The sequence below is a fragment of the Streptomyces sp. NPDC046887 genome, from assembly GCF_040644755.1.
Classification (GTDB): domain Bacteria; phylum Actinomycetota; class Actinomycetes; order Streptomycetales; family Streptomycetaceae; genus Streptomyces; species Streptomyces lichenis.
Genome location: NZ_JBEYXH010000005.1, coordinates 89,524 through 106,256 on the forward strand (window position 1 = coordinate 89,524; position 16,733 = coordinate 106,256).

Annotated in this window: 17 protein-coding genes and 1 other RNA gene; 11 read left to right on the forward strand and 7 right to left on the reverse strand. The window is 71.8% G+C overall.

The window, feature by feature from the left end:
- Positions 1-209 precede the first annotated feature (209 nt).
- From ABZ945_RS07655 to ABZ945_RS07670, 4 genes are all read left to right on the forward strand, one after another.
- Positions 210-1,358, forward strand: coding sequence for a Fic family protein (locus ABZ945_RS07655; RefSeq protein ID WP_361265505.1), 1,149 nt, complete (start codon positions 210-212; stop codon positions 1,356-1,358).
- 397 nt (positions 1,359-1,755) lie between these two features.
- Positions 1,756-2,010 carry a type II toxin-antitoxin system VapB family antitoxin gene (locus tag ABZ945_RS07660; protein WP_361265509.1) on the forward strand — a complete coding sequence of 85 codons (255 nt, stop codon included), beginning with the start codon at positions 1,756-1,758 and terminating at the stop codon, positions 2,008-2,010.
- The gene (locus ABZ945_RS07665) at positions 2,010-2,429 is read left to right on the forward strand and encodes a PIN domain nuclease (protein ID WP_361265512.1); all 420 of its coding nucleotides are present in this window, start codon (positions 2,010-2,012) and stop codon (positions 2,427-2,429) included. Before ABZ945_RS07660 ends, ABZ945_RS07665 begins: the two co-directional genes overlap by 1 nt.
- A 93-nt stretch (positions 2,430-2,522) precedes the next feature.
- Positions 2,523-2,816 carry a DUF6087 family protein gene (locus ABZ945_RS07670; RefSeq protein ID WP_361265516.1) on the forward strand — a complete coding sequence of 98 codons (294 nt, stop codon included), beginning with the start codon at positions 2,523-2,525 and terminating at the stop codon, positions 2,814-2,816.
- Between the two features lie 108 nt (positions 2,817-2,924).
- On the opposite strand, the gene rnpB is transcribed toward ABZ945_RS07670, so the two are convergent.
- Positions 2,925-3,332: RNase P RNA component class A (gene rnpB, locus ABZ945_RS07675), an RNA gene on the reverse strand.
- 121 nt (positions 3,333-3,453) lie between these two features.
- On the opposite strand from rnpB, the gene yaaA reads away from it, so the two are divergent.
- From yaaA to ABZ945_RS07690, 3 genes are all read left to right on the forward strand, one after another.
- Complete coding sequence (gene yaaA / locus ABZ945_RS07680) at positions 3,454-4,236, forward strand: peroxide stress protein YaaA (protein ID WP_361265519.1); 783 nt, start codon at positions 3,454-3,456, stop codon at positions 4,234-4,236.
- Between the two features lie 64 nt (positions 4,237-4,300).
- Positions 4,301-4,942, forward strand: a complete 642-nt coding sequence (gene eda, locus ABZ945_RS07685) for a bifunctional 4-hydroxy-2-oxoglutarate aldolase/2-dehydro-3-deoxy-phosphogluconate aldolase (protein WP_361265522.1) — start codon at positions 4,301-4,303, stop codon at positions 4,940-4,942.
- A 172-nt stretch (positions 4,943-5,114) separates the two neighbouring features.
- Positions 5,115-7,163, forward strand: coding sequence for a neutral/alkaline ceramidase (locus ABZ945_RS07690; RefSeq protein WP_361265525.1), 2,049 nt, complete (start codon positions 5,115-5,117; stop codon positions 7,161-7,163).
- Between the two features lie 37 nt (positions 7,164-7,200).
- Here the strand turns inward: ABZ945_RS07690 and ABZ945_RS07695 are convergent, their stop codons facing one another.
- Positions 7,201-7,734 carry a 2'-5' RNA ligase family protein gene (locus ABZ945_RS07695; RefSeq protein WP_361265528.1) on the reverse strand — a complete coding sequence of 178 codons (534 nt, stop codon included), beginning with the start codon at positions 7,732-7,734 and terminating at the stop codon, positions 7,201-7,203.
- Between the two features lie 22 nt (positions 7,735-7,756).
- Complete coding sequence (locus ABZ945_RS07700) at positions 7,757-8,440, reverse strand: TetR/AcrR family transcriptional regulator (protein WP_361265531.1); 684 nt, start codon at positions 8,438-8,440, stop codon at positions 7,757-7,759.
- 165 nt (positions 8,441-8,605) lie between these two features.
- Here ABZ945_RS07700 and ABZ945_RS07705 point away from each other — a divergent pair, with 165 nt between their 5' ends.
- From ABZ945_RS07705 to ABZ945_RS07715, 3 genes are all read left to right on the forward strand, one after another.
- Positions 8,606-9,265, forward strand: coding sequence for an SRPBCC family protein (locus ABZ945_RS07705; RefSeq protein WP_361265534.1), 660 nt, complete (start codon positions 8,606-8,608; stop codon positions 9,263-9,265).
- 255 nt (positions 9,266-9,520) lie between these two features.
- Entirely contained in the window at positions 9,521-10,207 is a 687-nt protein-coding gene (locus tag ABZ945_RS07710; RefSeq protein WP_361265537.1) for a response regulator transcription factor, read from the forward strand.
- Positions 10,204-11,511, forward strand: a complete 1,308-nt coding sequence (locus ABZ945_RS07715) for a HAMP domain-containing sensor histidine kinase (RefSeq protein WP_361265541.1) — start codon at positions 10,204-10,206, stop codon at positions 11,509-11,511. Before ABZ945_RS07710 ends, ABZ945_RS07715 begins: the two co-directional genes overlap by 4 nt.
- 46 nt (positions 11,512-11,557) lie before the next feature.
- On the opposite strand, the gene ABZ945_RS07720 is transcribed toward ABZ945_RS07715, so the two are convergent.
- The 4 genes from ABZ945_RS07720 to ABZ945_RS07735 all read right to left on the reverse strand — a co-directional run bounded on the left by ABZ945_RS07720 (position 11,558) and on the right by ABZ945_RS07735 (position 15,577).
- The gene (locus ABZ945_RS07720; RefSeq protein WP_361265545.1) at positions 11,558-12,034 is read right to left on the reverse strand and encodes a hypothetical protein; all 477 of its coding nucleotides are present in this window, start codon (positions 12,032-12,034) and stop codon (positions 11,558-11,560) included.
- Between the two features lie 54 nt (positions 12,035-12,088).
- A complete protein-coding gene (locus ABZ945_RS07725; protein WP_361265547.1) occupies positions 12,089-13,399 on the reverse strand; it encodes a polysialyltransferase family glycosyltransferase in 1,311 nt (436 codons plus the stop codon).
- Positions 13,396-14,346, reverse strand: a complete 951-nt coding sequence (locus ABZ945_RS07730) for a glycosyltransferase family 2 protein (protein WP_361265998.1) — start codon at positions 14,344-14,346, stop codon at positions 13,396-13,398. The genes ABZ945_RS07725 and ABZ945_RS07730 overlap by 4 nt, the downstream gene beginning before the upstream one ends.
- Positions 14,347-14,464: 118 nt before the next feature.
- Entirely contained in the window at positions 14,465-15,577 is a 1,113-nt protein-coding gene (locus ABZ945_RS07735) for a S1 family peptidase (protein ID WP_361265550.1), read from the reverse strand.
- 263 nt (positions 15,578-15,840) lie between these two features.
- On the opposite strand from ABZ945_RS07735, the gene ABZ945_RS07740 reads away from it, so the two are divergent.
- On the forward strand, positions 15,841-16,719 hold the full coding sequence (locus ABZ945_RS07740; RefSeq protein ID WP_361265553.1) for an endo alpha-1,4 polygalactosaminidase: 879 nt from the start codon (positions 15,841-15,843) through the stop codon (positions 16,717-16,719).
- Positions 16,720-16,733: the final 14 nt, after the last annotated feature.

Consider the following 16,733-nt stretch of genomic DNA (forward strand, 5'->3'; position numbering starts at 1 on the left):
CATCCGCGCCCCCCGGAGCCGGACCCCCCACCGGAGCGACGCCCCACCCTAGACCGACGGGTCGACCCGCTCCCTGTACGGGGCGAGCGGCGCCCCAACAACGGCCGGGGCCCGCGGACCTGCTTCGCGCCTCCACGGCGCCCGGCGGCCGTCCTGGTCACGCCCTCGCCCCCATCGATACAATGACACCCTGCGGGTATCATTGCGTCATGCTGTATGCGACTCCCCGATTCTCCACCGCCGACCACCGCGTCCTGGACGAGGTCGCCGATATGCGCCGCGCCCTGCGCCACGCGGTGCAACAGGTCCCCACCCGGTGGACTCTCGATCTGCGCCGCCATCTGACCGCCTCAGCCATCGCCGCGTCCAACACCATCGAGGGCTATGACGTCGACGCCCGAGACGTGGCCGATCTCATGGACGACGCACAGGAGAAGGTGGACGTCTCCGAGGCGAACCGTGCGGAGACCGTCGCCTATCAGCAGGCCATGAGCTACATCCAGTCACTTCACGACGCCCCCGACTTCGCCTACAGCAAGGGCCTGCTCAACGCACTGCACTGGATGCTGCAGGGCCACCACCATCCGCGCAAGCTTGCCGGGCAAGGGCGGCGGGGCCCGGTCTTCATCACGGCCGTCGGCGATCCGCACGCCACGGAGTACGAGGGCCCTCACGAAGACGATGTGGCCGCCCTGATGGACGAGTTGATCGACTGGCTCAACACCGGCGACCTTGACTCGGACCCACTCGTCCGCGCTGCGATGGCACACTTCAACCTCGTCAAGATCCATCCGTGGGCCGACGGCAACGGCCGGATGTCCCGCTCCTTGCAGACCCTCCTGATCGCCCGGGAAGGCGTCCTCGCCCCCGAGTTCTCCTCCATCGAGGCTTGGCTGGGCATGCCCGGTCACACCTGGGACTACTACAAGGTGCTGCGCGAGGTCGGCGGCCCGGTCTACAGCCCGCAGCGGGACACCTCTCCGTGGATGCGGTTCAATCTGCGCGCCTATCACGAGCAGAGCCAGAGCGTGCAGCACCGTGTGAACCGTTCCAACCGATGCTGGATCCAGCTTGACGAGCAACGCCAGACCCTCGGCGTCACCGAGCGCCAGATCACCGCTCTGCACGAGGTCGCCATGACCGGCCGGGTGCGCCGCTCACGCTACGAGAAGGCGGAGGGGATCAGTGAACAGCAGGCCCAGCGCGATATGCAGCACCTGATGCGCGGGCACTTGCTGACCCCTGTCGGCAACACCAAGGGCCGTTACTACGTGGCGGGCTCCCGCTACCCGCAGAATGTCCTGGCCACAGCTGCCGCACGCCACACGATCCGCGATCCCTACGAGAGCGCCGCCTGACGGGGCCGGCGGCCCGCTCCGCCTCGGCCAGCGCGGCCCCCACCCGCTCCACCGCCTCCTCCAGGGTGAACCGCTGCCCGGCCAGCGCACCATGCCCCGGCAGATCGCAGGCGGTGACCCGGAACGCGGGCACACCATCAGACCCGGCAACCGCCAGCCGGCGCGCGTGCGGCTCCCACATCCGCGCCCCCCGGAGCCGGACCCCCCACCGGAGCGACGCCCCACCCTAGACCGACGGGTCGACCCGCTCCCTGTACGGGGCGAGCGGCGCCCCAGCAACGGCCGGGGCTCGCCGAGCACCCGGACCAGCGCCGAAGCACCCCGCAAACGATATCTACGATCAAGAAACCACGGTATCGTTTACCGCCCCAGGAGCTTTGCGAGGGGAGCTGTCCACATGGCGAGGACCGTCATCGACCTCGATGAGGACATGGTTGCCGAAGCCATGCGCATCTTCGGCACCAAGACGAAGGCGAAGGCCGTGCGCCTCGCGATGGAGGACGCCGTCAAGCGTCATCTGCGGCAGGAGTTCTTCGACGCCATGGACGCCGGTGAAGTCGACTTCAGCGAGATCGTCGAGACCACCGGGCCGCGCAACGCCGACGGCTCCCTCAAGCGCGGCAACGGCCGCGAAGGGAACCGCGCCGCCTGATGCAGGACCGCTATCTGATCGACAAATCCGCCCTGGCGCGCTGGACGAAGCCGGGCGTGAAGGCAGTCCTCAAACCACTCCATGAGCGCTACCTGCTCGCGGTGTGCCAACCGACCGAGTACGAGATGGTCCACTCCGCGCGGGACAGCGCGGAGGCGATGCGCATCAGTACATGGCTCCACGCCTTCGACTACCTGCGCGCGGACGACGACACATTCACCCGCGCTCTGGAAGTCCAGCGCCTCGCGCTCAACGCGGGCTTCCACCGGGCGCTCTCGCTGCCCGATGTCCTCATCGCCGCCACCGCGGAGCTGAACCGGTTGACGGTCCTCCACTACGACGGCGGCTTCGACATGATCGCCTCGCTCACCGGCCAGCCCACCGAATGGGTCGTCCCACCCGGCACCGCCGATCGATGATCGTGCGGGAGGCGGAGGGGCGGCAGCCGAGTCGGGTTCTGTACGCCGGGAGAGTTACCACACCGCTTTCACCTGAACCACTACGCTCCGGACATGGACGACGAACCGCTTTCCCAGTGGGCCGAGCGCCGGGACGCGAGGATCGGCCAGCTTCGCGCGGTACCCCTCGTCACCGGCGACGGCCCGAGGGCATCGCATCTGAACCCCGACGCGCCCCGGGCGATCCAGCGGTGGAACGGCCATCTGTGGGAGCCGCACGGCTTCGCGGCGAACCTCGCGGAAGCACGGCGCATCCTGTTTCCCCACACCGAGGCGGCCTCCGCCCCCGAAGCGGCACCGAAACTCGGCCCGGGGACCGGCAGACATCGCAAGCCTCCGGCGTCCTGACGACCCAGCCGCCCGGCGTGGCTACCTTCGCAGCGGCGAGGCTTCCCTCGATCCTCCAGGAAAAAGAGCCCCTGACCTGCGGTTTCGCCGGTCGGAGGCTCTGAGTGGCAGACGAGCTGGGCTGTACGCCGGGTTCTGTACCCCGGGACCTCGCGGTCGTCGGGGTGACGGCCATCCATCTAGGGCCGGCGTTGCCGCCGGCCTCGTGCGGTCTACCCGCGGACTCGGGCGGGCAGCCCTCGATCGTCCGCGCAGAGCGCCTGTCACGGCGCTCCTCTTGACCTTGCTCCGGGTGGGGTTTACCTAGCTGCCCAGGTCACCCTGGGCACTGGTGGTCTCTTACACCACCGTTTCACCCTTACCGGGGCCGTACGGATACGGTCCCGGCGGTTTGTTTTCTGTGGCACTGTCCCGCGGGTCACCCCGGGTGGCCGTTAGCCACCACCCTGCCCTGTGGAGCCCGGACGTTCCTCGGGGGGATCGATGAGATCCCCACGCGGCCGCCCGCCCGGCTCGTCTGCCGTGCTGGTCATGGTACCCGGGCGGGAGGACGGGCGAGGTCGGGGGCGGGAGGCGGGGGTGCGTACGCTGGCGCGGGGCCGCACCCCCGTCCCGTATCGCGTGAAGGAGAACCGCCGTGCTCGTGCTCTTGCCACCCTCCGAGGGGAAGGCCCCGTCCGGCGACGGCGCGCCGCTGGATCCGGGGGCGCTGTCGCTGCCGGGGCTGGCCGGGGCGCGGGCGGCCGTGCTGGAGGAGCTGGTGGAGCTGTGCTCGGCGGACGAGGAGAAGGCCCGGGAGGTGCTGGGGCTGAGCGAGGGGCTGCGGGGCGAGGTGGCGAAGAACGCGGGGCTGCGGACGGCGGGGGCGCGGCCGGCCGGTGAGGTGTACACCGGGGTGCTGTACGACGCGCTAGGGCTGAGCACGCTGGACGCTGCGGCCCGGGAGCGGGCTCGGGCGGCGCTGCTGGTGTTCTCCGGGCTGTGGGGCGCCGTGGGGGTGGCGGACCGGATCCCCTCGTACCGCTGCTCGATGGGGGTGAGGCTGCCGGGGCTGGGGGCGCTGGGCGCCCACTGGCGGGCGCCGATGGCCGAGGTGCTGCCCGAGGTGGCGGGGGAAGGGCTGGTGCTGGACCTGCGTTCGGCGGCGTACGCGGCGGCCTGGAAGCCCAAGGGCGAGGTGGCCGAGCGGACGGCGACGGTACGGGTGCTGCACGCGCCGACCCGCAAGGTGGTCAGCCACTTCAACAAGGCGACCAAGGGGCGGATCGTGCGGAGTCTGCTGGTGGCGGGGGTGGAGCCGGGGACTCCGGCGGAGCTGGTGGAGGTGCTGCGGGGGATGGGGTACGCGGTGGAGGCGGAGGCCCCGGGGAAGAGCGGGCGGGCCTGGTCGCTGGATGTGCTGGTGGATGAGGTGCATTAGGCCGGTGTTGCGCGGTGCGCAACGGGCGTTGCGGAGGGTGTGAAGGGGTGGGCAGGATGGGGGTATGGATTCTGCTACTCAGTCCGCCGCTCCGTCCGTGCTGGATCTTTCGCCGGTGATCCCCGTGGTCGTGATCGAGGACGCCGCGGACGCCGTGCCGCTGGCGCGGGCCCTGGTGGCGGGCGGGCTGCCGGCGATCGAGGTGACCCTGCGGACGGCCCGTGCGCTGGACGCGGTGCGGGCGATCGCGGCGGAGGTGCCGGAGGCGGTCGTGGGCGCCGGGACGGTGATCACCCCGGAGCATGTGGTGGCGGCGGTGGCCGCCGGGGCGCGGTTCCTGGTGTCACCGGGGTGGACGGACGGGCTGCTTGAGGCGATGCGGGCCTCGGGGCTGCCGTTCCTGCCGGGCGTCTCCACGGTCTCGGAGGTGCTGGCGCTGCTGGAGCGCGGGGTCGGTGAGATGAAGTTCTTCCCGGCTGAGGCGGCAGGCGGGGTGCCGTATCTGAGGTCGATCGGCGGTCCGCTGCCGCAGGCCCGCTTCTGCCCGACCGGGGGCATCGGCCTGGACTCCGCGCCGGGGTATCTGGGGCTGGCGAACGTGGGCTGTGTGGGCGGTACGTGGATGCTGCCGCCGGACGCGCTCGCCGCCAAGGACTGGGTGCGGGTGGAGTCGCTGGCCCGGGAGGCGGCGGCGTTGCGGCCCTGAGCAACCTGCGGGGGCGGGGAGTTGGGGCGGTAGGGGGTCTTGCGGGCCGGCGTACCAGCGAGTACGAATACGGCCACCCGGACGGCCGAAGGACGAACGCGGCCGAGAGGCCCGTACGGGCGAACGACGTATGGCTGGCCCTCCCCGCTCCCCCACCCGCCAGGAGACGTCCATGACCCCACCGCCGCCGGCACCGAGCAGGCGTACCGTCCTTCAGACCGGCGCGGCCCTCGGGCTGGGGGCCGCCGGGGCGGTGAGCGGGACGGCGGAGGCCGCCGCTCGGGAGGGCGGGGGGTATCTGGTCGGGCGCGGGATCGCGGACGCGACCGGAGAGGTCGCCGAGGTCGGGATGATGGGCTACGGGCGGTTCGACCAGCAGGCCGCCGGGCTGCACACCCGCCTGCGGGCGCGGGCGTTCGCGGTGGTGGACCGGGCGGGCGGTGAGCGGGTGCTGCTGATCGTCGCCGACTCGCCCATGATCTTCAGCAGTGTGCACCAGGCGGTGCTGCGGCGGCTGGCGGAGCTGTACGGCGGGCTCTACACCGAGCAGAACGTGCTGATCACGGCCACTCATACGCATGCGGGGCCGGGCGGTTACTCGCACCATGTGCTGTACAACACCACCACCAGCGGCTTTCACGCCGCGACCTTCGAGGCGGTGGCCGCCGGTCTGGTGGAGGCGGCCCAGCGCGCCCATGAGGATCTGGCGCCCTCCGAACTGATCCTGAGCAGTGAGCAGTTGAAGGGGGTCAGTGTCAATCGGTCGCGTACGGCGTTCGATCGCAATCCGGCCGATGTGCGGGCCCACTTCCCGGACGCCGTCGATCCGCTCTCCACGGTGCTGCGGATCGAGCGCGGCGGGCGGGCGGTGGGCGCGGTCAACTGGTTCGCCGTGCACTGCACCAGCATGTCCGGGGACAACCGGCTGATCAGCGCGGACAACAAGGGCTATGCGGCCTACCACTGGGAGCGGGAGGTGGAGGGGGTCGACTATCTGGACGGCCGCCCGCCCGCGTTCGTCTCCGCCTTCGCCCAGACCAACGCCGGGGACATGTCCCCCAACCTGGATCTCAAGCCGCCCACCACCCCCGCCGACTTCGCCCGGACGCGGGAGAGCGGGCTGCGCCAGTACGAGGCGGCGGCGGGGCAGTTGGGGCGGGCGGGCACCCGGCTGGAGGGCGGGGTGGACGCGCGGCTGGTGTATCTGGACCTGTCGAAGACGGTGGTGGGGGCGGAGTTCACCGGGGACGGCCGCAGCCACACCACCTCCACGCCCTGTATCGGCGCGTCGATGGCGGCCGGGAGCATGGAGGACGGGCCGGCCTTCCCCGGCTTCCAGGAGGGCGAGAACCCGTTCTTCGACCTGGTGTCGGAGGCCCTGGTGTACAACGCCTCGCCGGAGCTGCGGCAGGCCCAGGCGCCGAAGGCGGTCTTCGTGCCGATCGGGCTGCTGAACGGGGTCTACCCGTGGGTGCAGGAGCAGGTGCCGGTGCAGCTGGTGCGGATCGGGCGGCTGTATCTGGTCGGCGTCCCGGGTGAGGTCACCATCGCGGCCGGGCTGCGGCTGCGTCGCACGGTCGCCGCGATCACCGGCTCGGAGCTGGACGACGTACTGGTCGCCGGGTACGCCAATGCCTACGTCCACTATGTGACCACACCGGAGGAGTATGACGCCCAGCAGTACGAGGGCGGCAGCACGCTCTTCGGCCGCTGGCAGCTGTCCGCGCTCCAGCAGACGGTGGCGGCGCTGGCGACCGCGATGCGGGAGGGGCGGCGGCTGCCGCTGGGTCCCGTACCGCCCGATCTGAGTGGCCGGCAGATCTCGTTGCAGCCGGGGGTGGTGGTGGACGCGCCGCAGTTGTTCCACCGCTTCGGCGATGTGCTGAGCCCGCCGCGCGAGACCTATCGGGCCGGGGAGGTGGTGGAGGCGGTGTTCGCCGGCGCCCACCCGGGCAACGACCTGCACCGGGGCGGGACCTTCCTGGAGGTGCAGCGCGAGGAGGGCGGCGGCTGGCGGACGGTCGCCGACGACGGGGACTGGGCGACCCGGTTCCACTGGCGGCGGGACGGGCTGGCCGCCTCTCGGACCACCGTGACCTGGGAGATCCCGGCCGGCACCCCGCCCGGCCGCTACCGCCTCCGCTACCACGGCGATGCGAAGAGCCTGACCGGGCGGATCACTCCGATCACCGGGACGACGGGGGGCTTCAGCGTGCGCTGAGCGGTGCTGATGGGGGGGCGGCGAGGATCGGTCGCCGTCAGGGGTGGGAGGCCAGGATCTCCAGGGCGCCGGTCTCGGTGTCGTAGCTGCGCAGGGTGGTGAGCCGGGCGGAGAGCGGCGGCGCGGGCAGCAGCTCGGGCACCCGCCGCCCGGCGAAGGCGCCCGCCCGGCGGGTGCGGCCCAGGGTGATGTGCGGGCGCCAGCGGCCCGGCTCATGGAAGGGGTTGAGGGCGTCGGGCGGACTGTCCGAGGCCACCGCCTCCCACACCCGGCGGTGCAGCGCGGTCAGTTCGGGGTCGGGGTCCAGCGCCCAGGCCAGCACCGAGGTGGGCCGTTCGAAGCGGACCAGACCGGTGAACCGCACCGGCAGGGGCAGGGCGGCCGCCACCTCGGCCAGCTCCCAGCGGATCGGGGTGGTCAGCTCCGGGCAGGCGGCCAGGGTGAGATGGGGGCTGTTGGTGGGGCTGCGGTGGCGCGCCTGACTGGGCAGCCCCGCGTCCGCGAGCCGCCGCCACGCCTCCCGGACCGCCAGGTCCGCCGCCTCGTTCAGCAGGAGCTCGACCGTACGCACCGCCGCAGCCTACGACGGCGGGTCAGCGTCCGGACGCCAGCAGGCCGTCCAGCTCGGCGGCGAAGTAGCGGGCGGGATCGAAGCCCATGCCGGTGAAGTGGCCGGCCAGCTCCAGGGACAGGGCGCCGTGCAGCCGGGTCCAGAGGTTCATGGCCAGCTGGAGGGCGGCGGGCGGGGCGGGGTGGCCGTCGGCCCAGGTCCGGTGCTCCTGGAGGTGGGCGCCGAGGGGGGTGGAGGCGCCGGCCGGGACCAGCGACGTACAGGCGTCAAGGAGCAGGGACATGACCTCGTCGGCGATGGCGGTGGTGTCCGCCGGGGCGTGGTAGCCGGGGACGGGGGTGCCGTAGACCAGGAAGTAGCGGTGCGGGTCGGCGAGGGCCCAGTCGCGCAGGGCGTGCGCCAGCCGGGCCAGGTCGGCACCGTCGGCGGCGGCCGCGCCGAGGGCGTCGGCGAGGCTGCGGTAGGCGTCCCGGACGAGCTCGGTGATCAGCTCGTCGCGGCCGGCGAAGTAGCGGTAGAGCGCGGGCCCGCTCATGCCCAGCTGCTTGGCGATCGCGTTCAGGGAGAGGGCGGACGCCCCCGCGGTGGCGATCTGCTCCCAGGCGCGGTCCTTGATCTCCCCGCGGACCTGGGCCCGGTAGCGCTCCCGGGGGGTCTTGGCTCCGGTGCCCGGGTCCGGCTTCGCCTCGGTGTCCGGCTTCGCCATGGATGGCCACCCCTCTCACACACTCACTACTGACTGAAGATTTAGTTAGAGGCTATCACGAAAGCTCTTGACCTTGCGATTCACGTGACGCTATACCTTATAACGAAAGCGGGAGCCCCTCGCAAATCCTTGCTCGACGGAACCCCACCGAGACGGAGAAAACCCATGTCCCGTACCCGTACCGCCCGCACCGCCGCCCTGCTCACCGTCCCGCTGGTGGCCGCCGGCCTCCTCGGCACCGCCGTCCTCCCGGCCGGGGCCGCCACCGCACCCGTCACCGCCGGTTCCCCGAGCCACCACCCCGGAGCCTCGCTCACCTGCCGGGGCAAGGGCGTCGACCCGGACGCCCGGGTGCGCCACCGCACCGAGACCGTGATCCACGCGCCGCTGAGCACCATCTGGCGGCTCCAGACCGATGTGGAGCGCTGGCCCTCCTGGCAGAAGCCCGTCGCCTCCGCCGAACGCCTCGACCACGGCCCGCTCCGCGCCGGTTCGGCGTTCCGCTGGACGATCCCGGTGCCGCCCACGCCCACCACCCCCGCGCTGGACCTGGACATCACCTCCACCGTGCGGCAGCTGAAGCAGAAGTCCTGCGTCCGGTGGACCGGGCCCGCGGTCGCCGAGGCGGCCCCGGGGCTGCGTATCGACGGGGTGCATGTGTGGACCTTCACCAAGGTCAGGGGCGGGGTCCGGGTGAGCACCGAGGAGACCCACACCGGCGCGGTGGTCGAGGGGGACGTGCCGACCGCGACCAGGGTCCTGCGGGAGGGACTGGAGGCCTGGCTGCTCGATCTGAAGACCGCCGCCGAGGGCCGGGCCCGCTGAGCCGGCCACCTGCTCACTCCGGATGCGCGTTCGGTCGCCGCCGAGGGCCGGGCTCGCTGAACCGGCTCATCCGCTCACTCCGGATGCGCGTTCCGGCCGCCGTCCCGCCCGGGCGCACCCGCCGGGCGGAGGTATCGGCCACGGCCTGTTTAGGATGACGTCCCGGTTCCGGGCGGCGCCACGGGCCCGGGGCCCCGCTCCACCCGGTCGGCCGCCGTCCGCGGCCGGCGCTGACACCGCAAGGGCGATGACCAGATGCGCGTACTCCTCGTCGAGGACGAGCCCGACCTCCGGGACACCGTCGAAGCCGGGCTCCGGGACGCCGGATACGCGGTGGACGCCGTCGCCGACTGGCCGGACGCCGATCTGCTGCTGGATGTCACCGACTACGACTGCGTGGTGCTGGACCGGCTGCTGCCGTCCGGGGACGGGCTGTACGCGCTGGCGGGGCGCCGCCGCACCGGCTGGACCGTCCCGGTGCTCTGCCTGACCGCGCTGCACTCGCTGCCCGACCGGGTGGAGGGCTTCCGGCTCGGCGCGGACGACTATCTGCCGAAACCCTTCGCCATGGTGGAGCTGGTGGCCCGGGTCGGCAGCCTCGCCCGGCGCGCCCCGGGACGGCTCCCGGTCCAGCTGCGCTGCGCCGACCTCGAACTGGACGGCGCCCGGCGCGAGGTGCGGCGCGGCGGCGTGCTGCTGACGCTGACGCCGAAGGAGTACGCGGTATTGCACCGGCTGCTGGTCCACCAGGAGACGGTGGTCACCCGCAGCGCCCTGATCGAGCACTGCTGGGACGAGATGGCCGACCCCGCGTCGAACGTGGTGGACGCGGTGATGGCCGGGCTGCGCCGCAAACTGGGCGGCCCGCCGCTGATCCACACCGTGCGCGGCCACGGCTTCCTGCTCGGCACCCTCCTCGACACCGGCCAGGCCCCGATATGAGAACGGCCCGTCCGGCCCGGAACTCGGCCCGGCGCCGGCTGCGCCGCCTCCAGTTCCGGCTGACGCTCGCCTACACCCTGGTCACCCTGGCCGGGGTCAGCGTGCTCTGCTGGATGGTGATCGTCACCGACGCCCGCTCCTGGCGGGAGGCCGAGTACGACGAGATGGACCGCAGGGCCGCCGTCAGCGCCTCGCTCATCTACTACGACGAGGACGGCCGGCTGCGACTGGACGGCCTCCAGGACGACGCCGCCACCCGGGGCCGCCCCCGGGTGGTGGTGCTGCACACCGCCGCCGGGGGCACACTGGAACGGATCTTCACCTCACGCGGCCCCGCCGTGCCTGTCGCCTCGGCGGAGCTGACCCGGCTGGCGCGGACGGCGATGACCGAGGACGCGACGGTACGGGGGGAGGCGCCCGCCCGCGACGGCACAGCCGCCTATCTGCTGGCCCAGCCGTACTACCACGACGAGACCCATCGGACCGTCGGCGCCGTGGTGGTGGTCGGCGACCCGGACCAGGGGATGGCCCAGCACCGCCGGCTCACCGCCGCGGTGCTCACCGGCTCAGCCCTGCTCACCTGTGTCGCCGCGGTGACCGGCCATCTGCTGTCCGGCCGCAGTCTGCGCCCCGCCTGGCAGGCGCTGGAGGCGCAGGAGCGGCTGCTCGCCGACGCGGCGCACGAGCTGCGCACCCCGGTGGCGATCATGCGCAGCTCGGTGGAGACCGCGGACGCCGATCCGCGCCGCCTCCAGCAGCATCTGCCCCGGATGCGGCGGGCCACCGACCGGCTGGCCGACGTGGTCGACAACGTGCTCACCCGGGGCCGGCTCCAGGCCGCCGCGGAGTCGTTCCGCCCGGAACCGCTCCGGCTGGACCAGCTGGTGGAGCAGATCTGCGCCGAACTGCCGCCCGCCGCCCAGCCGGTGAGTATCCGGCTGGCCGACTCGGTGGTGGCCGCCGATCCGGCGCTGGTACGGATCGCGGTGCGCAACCTGCTGGACAACGCGCTGCGCCACGGCGCCACCCCGGGCGGGGGCCCCGAGGTGGCGGTGTCCGTGCACGGCGCCACGGTGACGGTCGCCGACCGCGGCCCGGGCCTCGCCGCGGGGGACCTGCCCGAGCTGCTGGAGCGGTACCGCTCGGACGGCGGCGGCACCGGTATCGGGCTCTCGCTGGTCCAGGAGATCGCCACCGCCCACGGCGGCACCGTCACCGTCCGCGCCCGCCCCGGCGGCGGCTCCGTCTTCGTACTCCGCCTCGGGCCCGGTGCCGCCGAGCCCCGGCACGCGCGGGGCGGCTGACGGACCGGCCGGCGTCCCGGCACGCGCGCCCCGCACCGCGGCCTGATCACGGGGCTGCCGAGAGGCCCTGCTCGGGGTCAGCGGTGACGGATGCCCGGTAGAGCGTCGGTGAGCAGCCCTCGCCGTTGGGCCGGAAGGGGCGCAGAGTGGCGTTGGTCCGCTCGTCGAAGAGGATGTCGCCGCCGCTTCCCACCCTGACGGTGAGACGCACCTGCACCCGCTTCTCGCCGATGTCATCGGCCAGCCTGACGTCGACATCGGACGGCGGGGCGTCGGACGCCGCCGTCGTCCGGGCCGGCCGGCTCGCGCAGACCTCGCCTACGCACAGCCGGGCGCTCAGCCGCTTCGGCTCCACCCCCGCCGCGTCGGCGAAGGCATCCGCGTTCCAGTCCGCGGACACTCCTGACCGGCCGCCCATCGACGTGCAGGCACGGGTCTCGCCGCACCCCGCGCAGCCGACGGCCAGCAGCCCGGCCAGAGCGACGGGACCCAGCAAGCGGCGTGCCACAGCGATCGGGTTCATGCTCGTGCCTCCCACCATCCAAGATGACAAGGGGTGATCCGCGCCGGCGGGCTTTCAGCGAAGCCGCCGTGCGACCTTCCGTACGACGGGGTGGCGCCGTAGCGCCGCTGCGCGGAGGGGCGGGGTGGCACCGGGCAAGCCGAGGCTCGTCAGCCGGCGCCGCTTGAAGTAGCGTGGCCGTTCGTCATCCGTGACGTCGGCGAGGTAGGCGTGAGCCGTCCCGCGCAGCTCCGGATGGGCTGTGGGCTGCATGCAGTAACCGACTGTCCGCACGAGCGCGTCCACGTCCGTCGCCAGGTCGACAGGGTGCCCGGCTCGAAGGGTGTCCGACAGTTCGGGGACGAGGGCGTCGACGAGGGTCAGCGGGATGCGGTTGCTGTTCTCGTAGGGTGTGATCCGTTGCAGGAGCATGTCCGTGCCCACACGTGCGGCCGGGATGCCGTAGAAGGCCGCCGCCGTGATCATCGCGGTGGAGAAGCATCCCACCACCAGCTCCGGCCGCGCTCGCTCGTACAGCGTCTCCGCGAGGACCGGGTCCCGCAGAACGTTCAGGGTGATGTCCAGCTCGGCGGCCAGGTCCTCCAAGGGCAGAGTGGAGTCCCCGGTCGCGCTGGGGTGTGGCTTGAAGGTCACTTCACGGTGACCGAGTGCCACCGCTCCGCGAAGCATGCTCATGTGCAGAGCATCCTCCTCGGCTCGACTTATCAGGTCGAGTGCCGACAGGTACTGGCCGAGGAGCAGGGCGGTCGGACGCTCGCGACCGATGGCGGCTGCCGCGCCGACTTCGCCGAGCACGGAACGGAAATGCTCGGAGGGGACGGGCACGGACTCGATGCCGTACTCGGACAGGAGCAGCGGCTTGAGCCCGGGAATCAGGTCGAGGTGGACCAGACGGAGGATGCGGCTGCTCATCGGCAGCGGAATGCGGTTGCGGGTGGGGCCGTAACTCATCAGACCGTCCGCGTACACGTGGAGGGGACTGTCCGCGAAGATGGCGGCGATCACCCGCGACGGATTGGCCTGGATCGACTCACAGATGATCTCCACCCGCTGGTCGTCCAGGTCCCAGGCGAGCCGGAGCGCCTTCTCCCACAGCGGGATGTCCTGCGGCCTCGGCGACCAGCCGGCCGGATGGTGGGGCCAGATCGTCTCGTTCCAGGAGCGGACCTCGTCGAAGTCGGGACGGAGCGCCTCGAAGCCCGACATCCGGTCCAGTGGGACGCCCAGCTCGGGGATGGCGGATGTGTCGCTGACCAGCAGGATGCGGCGATGATCGGCGCGAGGGCCGAACATGCCGGCACGCAGGGCGCCCGCGACGGTGGCCGCCGCGTACTGGGTGGCGGCGCAGAAGATCTGGGTGGTCATGCGACGGCCTTTCTGAGTACGGCGCGCCGCTCGTCGTCGATACCGGTGAGCGCGCGCCGCATCTGAGTCTCGGGGATTGCTCGCAGCGCACGGCTGGTCAGAGATCGCAGTTCGCGGGCGACGGGCCGCTCGAAGCGGTGCAGATTGCGCAGATGGTGCGCGATGACCACGCAGTAGCCGCGGACCGCCTTGGGCATCAGGATGTCGGCCTGCGGATCCTCCGCCACCTCAGCCAGCACCTGGGCGAACGCTCTGACGAAGTCGAGCTGCCGGACGTCGCCGATCTGCGTCAGCGAGGTGGCGACGCCCCGCCGGTAGAACACTCCGGCCAGGGAGGCGACGGCGTAGGAGCCGGCGTTGCGGTGGAGCTGCCAGATCCACGGTCGGTCCTCGGCGGTGCGCAGCCCGTCGGTGAACCTCAGCATGCCGCGGTCCAGCAGTGACCTGTCGTAGATGCCGGCCCAGGCATAGGGGTAGTCGACCATGGTCGACTGATCCACCGGCAGGATCGACGACCGGGGATCCAGCGGGATGCCTCGCCGCCCTTCCGGTGCGCGCTCTACCGTCCGCTGTACGAGGTTCACCTGCACGTGGTCGGTGCGGACGAAGTCCACACCGAGTCGTTCGATCGTGTCGGTGAGCCGGGCGAGATGGCCGGGGCCGAGCCAGTCGTCTCCGTCCAGGAAGGTGAGGTAGCGGCCCTGGGCGTGATCGATTCCGGTGTTGCGCGCCGAGGCGAGCCCTCGGTTCACCTCGTGGCGGATGACTGTACTGCGGCGCAGGCTCCGGGTGAGCGCGGCGAGCACCTCTGCGGTGGCGTCCGTGGAGCAGTCGTCCACGAAGAGGTATTCGGCGTCGGCATCAGCGTTGTTGGCAAGGCTGGCCACGGTGTCGGGCAGGTAGGTGGCGACGTTGTAGCACGGCACGATGACGGAGGTGGTGGGCATGGGCACCGGGGAAGGCTAGGGCGCATGGGCAAGGCACTACGGACGGTCCGGGAAGGCACCAGGTGAACACCGGGTGAGGCTTGGGGGTCGCGGGCCCCCAAGCCACCTGGTCCGCTGGTCAGTAGACCTCCATCCCATACCAGGCGAGTGCCTCGTTGACCGGCTGGAAGTAGGCCATGCACTGGCCGCCCGACCCCGAGTGGATTCCCACGGCGGCCTCTCCCCAGAAGACCGGACCGCCGCTGTCGCCGTCGTTGCGGCAGATCTGGGCGATGCTCATCCCGTGAAGGGTCGAGCCGTCGGTATAGCGCACGGACTGGTTGGTCTGGCGGACCATGCCGCAGGCATAGCCGCTGCGGTAACCGGTGCTGCAGACGTCCTCGTACGGGTGGGCGTCGCGCGAATGGGTGATGTCCTGTACCCCGCCGCCGGCATGCACGTTTCCGTACTTGGTGACGTCCGCGTTGTAGTGGCGCACCACACCGAAGTCGTTGCCCGGGTAGTAGGCGCCGGTGGTGTAGCCGATGTACACGTTGGACGAGTTGAGCCAGTCGCGACGGCCATCGGCGTTGGTGGGCTTGGTGCAGTGTCCCGCCGTCAGGAAGTACTTGTCGTCCGGGTCGCCCTTCTTCCGCACGTTGAAGCCGAGCGAACAGCTGTGGCCCGCCGAACGGGCCTGAATGTAGTCCCCTCCGTTGACCGAGGCGTGCGCCGTCATCGTTCCGGCGACCCGCTCAAGGCGGGCAGCCTCGCCGTACGGGGCGATGAGTTCCTGAAGCTGCGTGTACTCAGCGGAGTCCACCGTCTCGTCGGCCCGGACGCTCACCTGGTTGGCAGGCGTATCGACGCCCCAACCCACCCCGGACGCCTTGATGCCGGTGTCCAGCTTCGCCTTGATGGAATCGAGGTAGGCCAGGTCGTACGTGACCACCTCCGCCAGCCCGCCCGCCGCGCGTACCTCCTGCGCCGCCGCCTGGTCGGTGACGCCGATCACGAGGCGGTGCTGCTCGCGGTTGAACCAGACGCCTGCCGTGCGCGTTGTGCCGAGGCGGTCGGACAGCGTCTTGGCCTCGGCGCTGCTGATCCCCGCGGTCACCGGTCCGTCCGAGACAGCGGTCGGCACGCCCGGCTCGGCGTCCGCCGCGGCCGGCGCCGCTCCCAGGATCCCTGCGAGTAGTCCGGCGGCCAGCACGGCGCGCAGCACAGTGCTCCGTCTCCACTTCTCTGTCATGCCATTCCTCCCCTGGTGGCACACCGCTTCCGCGGTGACGCGGGGAGTCAACTCAGCAAACCTTGACAGAGAGCCACGGAAGGATGAACTCCATTGACAGGCAATCACGTTGGGCCATAAACGGCCGAGATCAGCACGATCGGCCGCCTCCTTGCCGGCTGGCGGCCCACCCCGCCTCATGGAACCCTCACGATCGGCGGCGCAGGATGCGTACACCCGTACCCCCCTCGTACGGGCGTACCTCCCCCCGCACTGGAGATCGTGTGCCGAAGCACTCCGCCACCCCCTTCCACCGCCGCCGCTCCACCCAGGTCGCAGCCGCCGCCGGAGCGGTCGGCGCGCTGGCCGCCGGGCTGCTGCTCTTCCCGGCCGGCGCCAGCCAGCCGGCCAAGACGACCGCCAAGAAGGCCGCACCGGCGGCGAAGGTCGTCCTGCCCACCGCCAACACCGGCTTCGACTACCAGATCGGCGGGGCGTACACCCCGCCCAAGGGCGTCAAGGCGGTCTCCCGGGACCGCTCGGCGAAGCCGGCCCCGGGCCTCTACAACGTCTGCTACGTCAACGCCTTCCAGGCCCAGCCGGACGCGCTCGGCTGGTGGCGGAAGAACCACCCCGACCTGGTGCTCAAGGACCGGGGCGGCAACCCGGTGAACGACGAGGACTGGGGCGAGGCGCTGCTCGACACCTCGACCGCCGCCAAGCGCGCCCGGCTCGCCACGGTGGTCGGCGGCTGGATCGACGGCTGTGCCAAGAGCGGCTTCCAGGCCGTCGAGCCGGACAACCTGGACTCCTACGAGCGTTCCGGCGGCCGGCTGACCAAGGAGCACAACGCGGCCTTCGCCACCCTGCTCGCCCGGCGGGCGCACGCCGCGGGCCTGGCCATCGGCCAGAAGAACACCACCGAGCTGCTGCCCGAGCGCGCGAGGATCGGCTTCGACTTCGCGGTGGCGGAGGAGTGCGGCCAGTACGGCGAGTGCGGCGCCTTCGCCTCGGCGTACAGCAACCGCGTCTTCGTGATCGAGTACGAGGAGGACGGCTACGCCGGGGCCTGCGACGAGTGGGGCGGCCGGCTCTCGGTCGTCAGGCGGGACATGGACGTGGCGGCGCGCGGCGGCGACGGATACGTCTTCCGCGCCTGCTGATCCCTCGGAACCTC

What these genes read in the sequence shown, in the direction of transcription:
- ABZ945_RS07655 (WP_361265505.1), top strand. Translation starts at nt 210, where the DNA reads ATGCTGTATGCGACTCCCCGATTCTCCACCGCCGACCACCGCGTCCTG.
- ABZ945_RS07670 (WP_361265516.1), top strand. Translation starts at nt 2,523, where the DNA reads ATGGACGACGAACCGCTTTCCCAGTGGGCCGAGCGCCGGGACGCGAGG.
- ABZ945_RS07730 (WP_361265998.1), bottom strand. Translation starts at nt 14,346, where the DNA reads ATGCCCACCACCTCCGTCATCGTGCCGTGCTACAACGTCGCCACCTAC.
- ABZ945_RS07715 (WP_361265541.1), top strand. Translation starts at nt 10,204, where the DNA reads ATGAGAACGGCCCGTCCGGCCCGGAACTCGGCCCGGCGCCGGCTGCGC.
- ABZ945_RS07690 (WP_361265525.1), top strand. Translation starts at nt 5,115, where the DNA reads ATGACCCCACCGCCGCCGGCACCGAGCAGGCGTACCGTCCTTCAGACC.
- ABZ945_RS07665 (WP_361265512.1), top strand. Translation starts at nt 2,010, where the DNA reads ATGCAGGACCGCTATCTGATCGACAAATCCGCCCTGGCGCGCTGGACG.
- ABZ945_RS07735 (WP_361265550.1), bottom strand. Translation starts at nt 15,577, where the DNA reads ATGACAGAGAAGTGGAGACGGAGCACTGTGCTGCGCGCCGTGCTGGCC.
- eda (WP_361265522.1), top strand. Translation starts at nt 4,301, where the DNA reads ATGGATTCTGCTACTCAGTCCGCCGCTCCGTCCGTGCTGGATCTTTCG.
- ABZ945_RS07725 (WP_361265547.1), bottom strand. Translation starts at nt 13,399, where the DNA reads ATGACCACCCAGATCTTCTGCGCCGCCACCCAGTACGCGGCGGCCACC.
- ABZ945_RS07710 (WP_361265537.1), top strand. Translation starts at nt 9,521, where the DNA reads ATGCGCGTACTCCTCGTCGAGGACGAGCCCGACCTCCGGGACACCGTC.
- ABZ945_RS07705 (WP_361265534.1), top strand. Translation starts at nt 8,606, where the DNA reads ATGTCCCGTACCCGTACCGCCCGCACCGCCGCCCTGCTCACCGTCCCG.
- ABZ945_RS07720 (WP_361265545.1), bottom strand. Translation starts at nt 12,034, where the DNA reads ATGAACCCGATCGCTGTGGCACGCCGCTTGCTGGGTCCCGTCGCTCTG.
- ABZ945_RS07660 (WP_361265509.1), top strand. Translation starts at nt 1,756, where the DNA reads ATGGCGAGGACCGTCATCGACCTCGATGAGGACATGGTTGCCGAAGCC.
- ABZ945_RS07700 (WP_361265531.1), bottom strand. Translation starts at nt 8,440, where the DNA reads ATGGCGAAGCCGGACACCGAGGCGAAGCCGGACCCGGGCACCGGAGCC.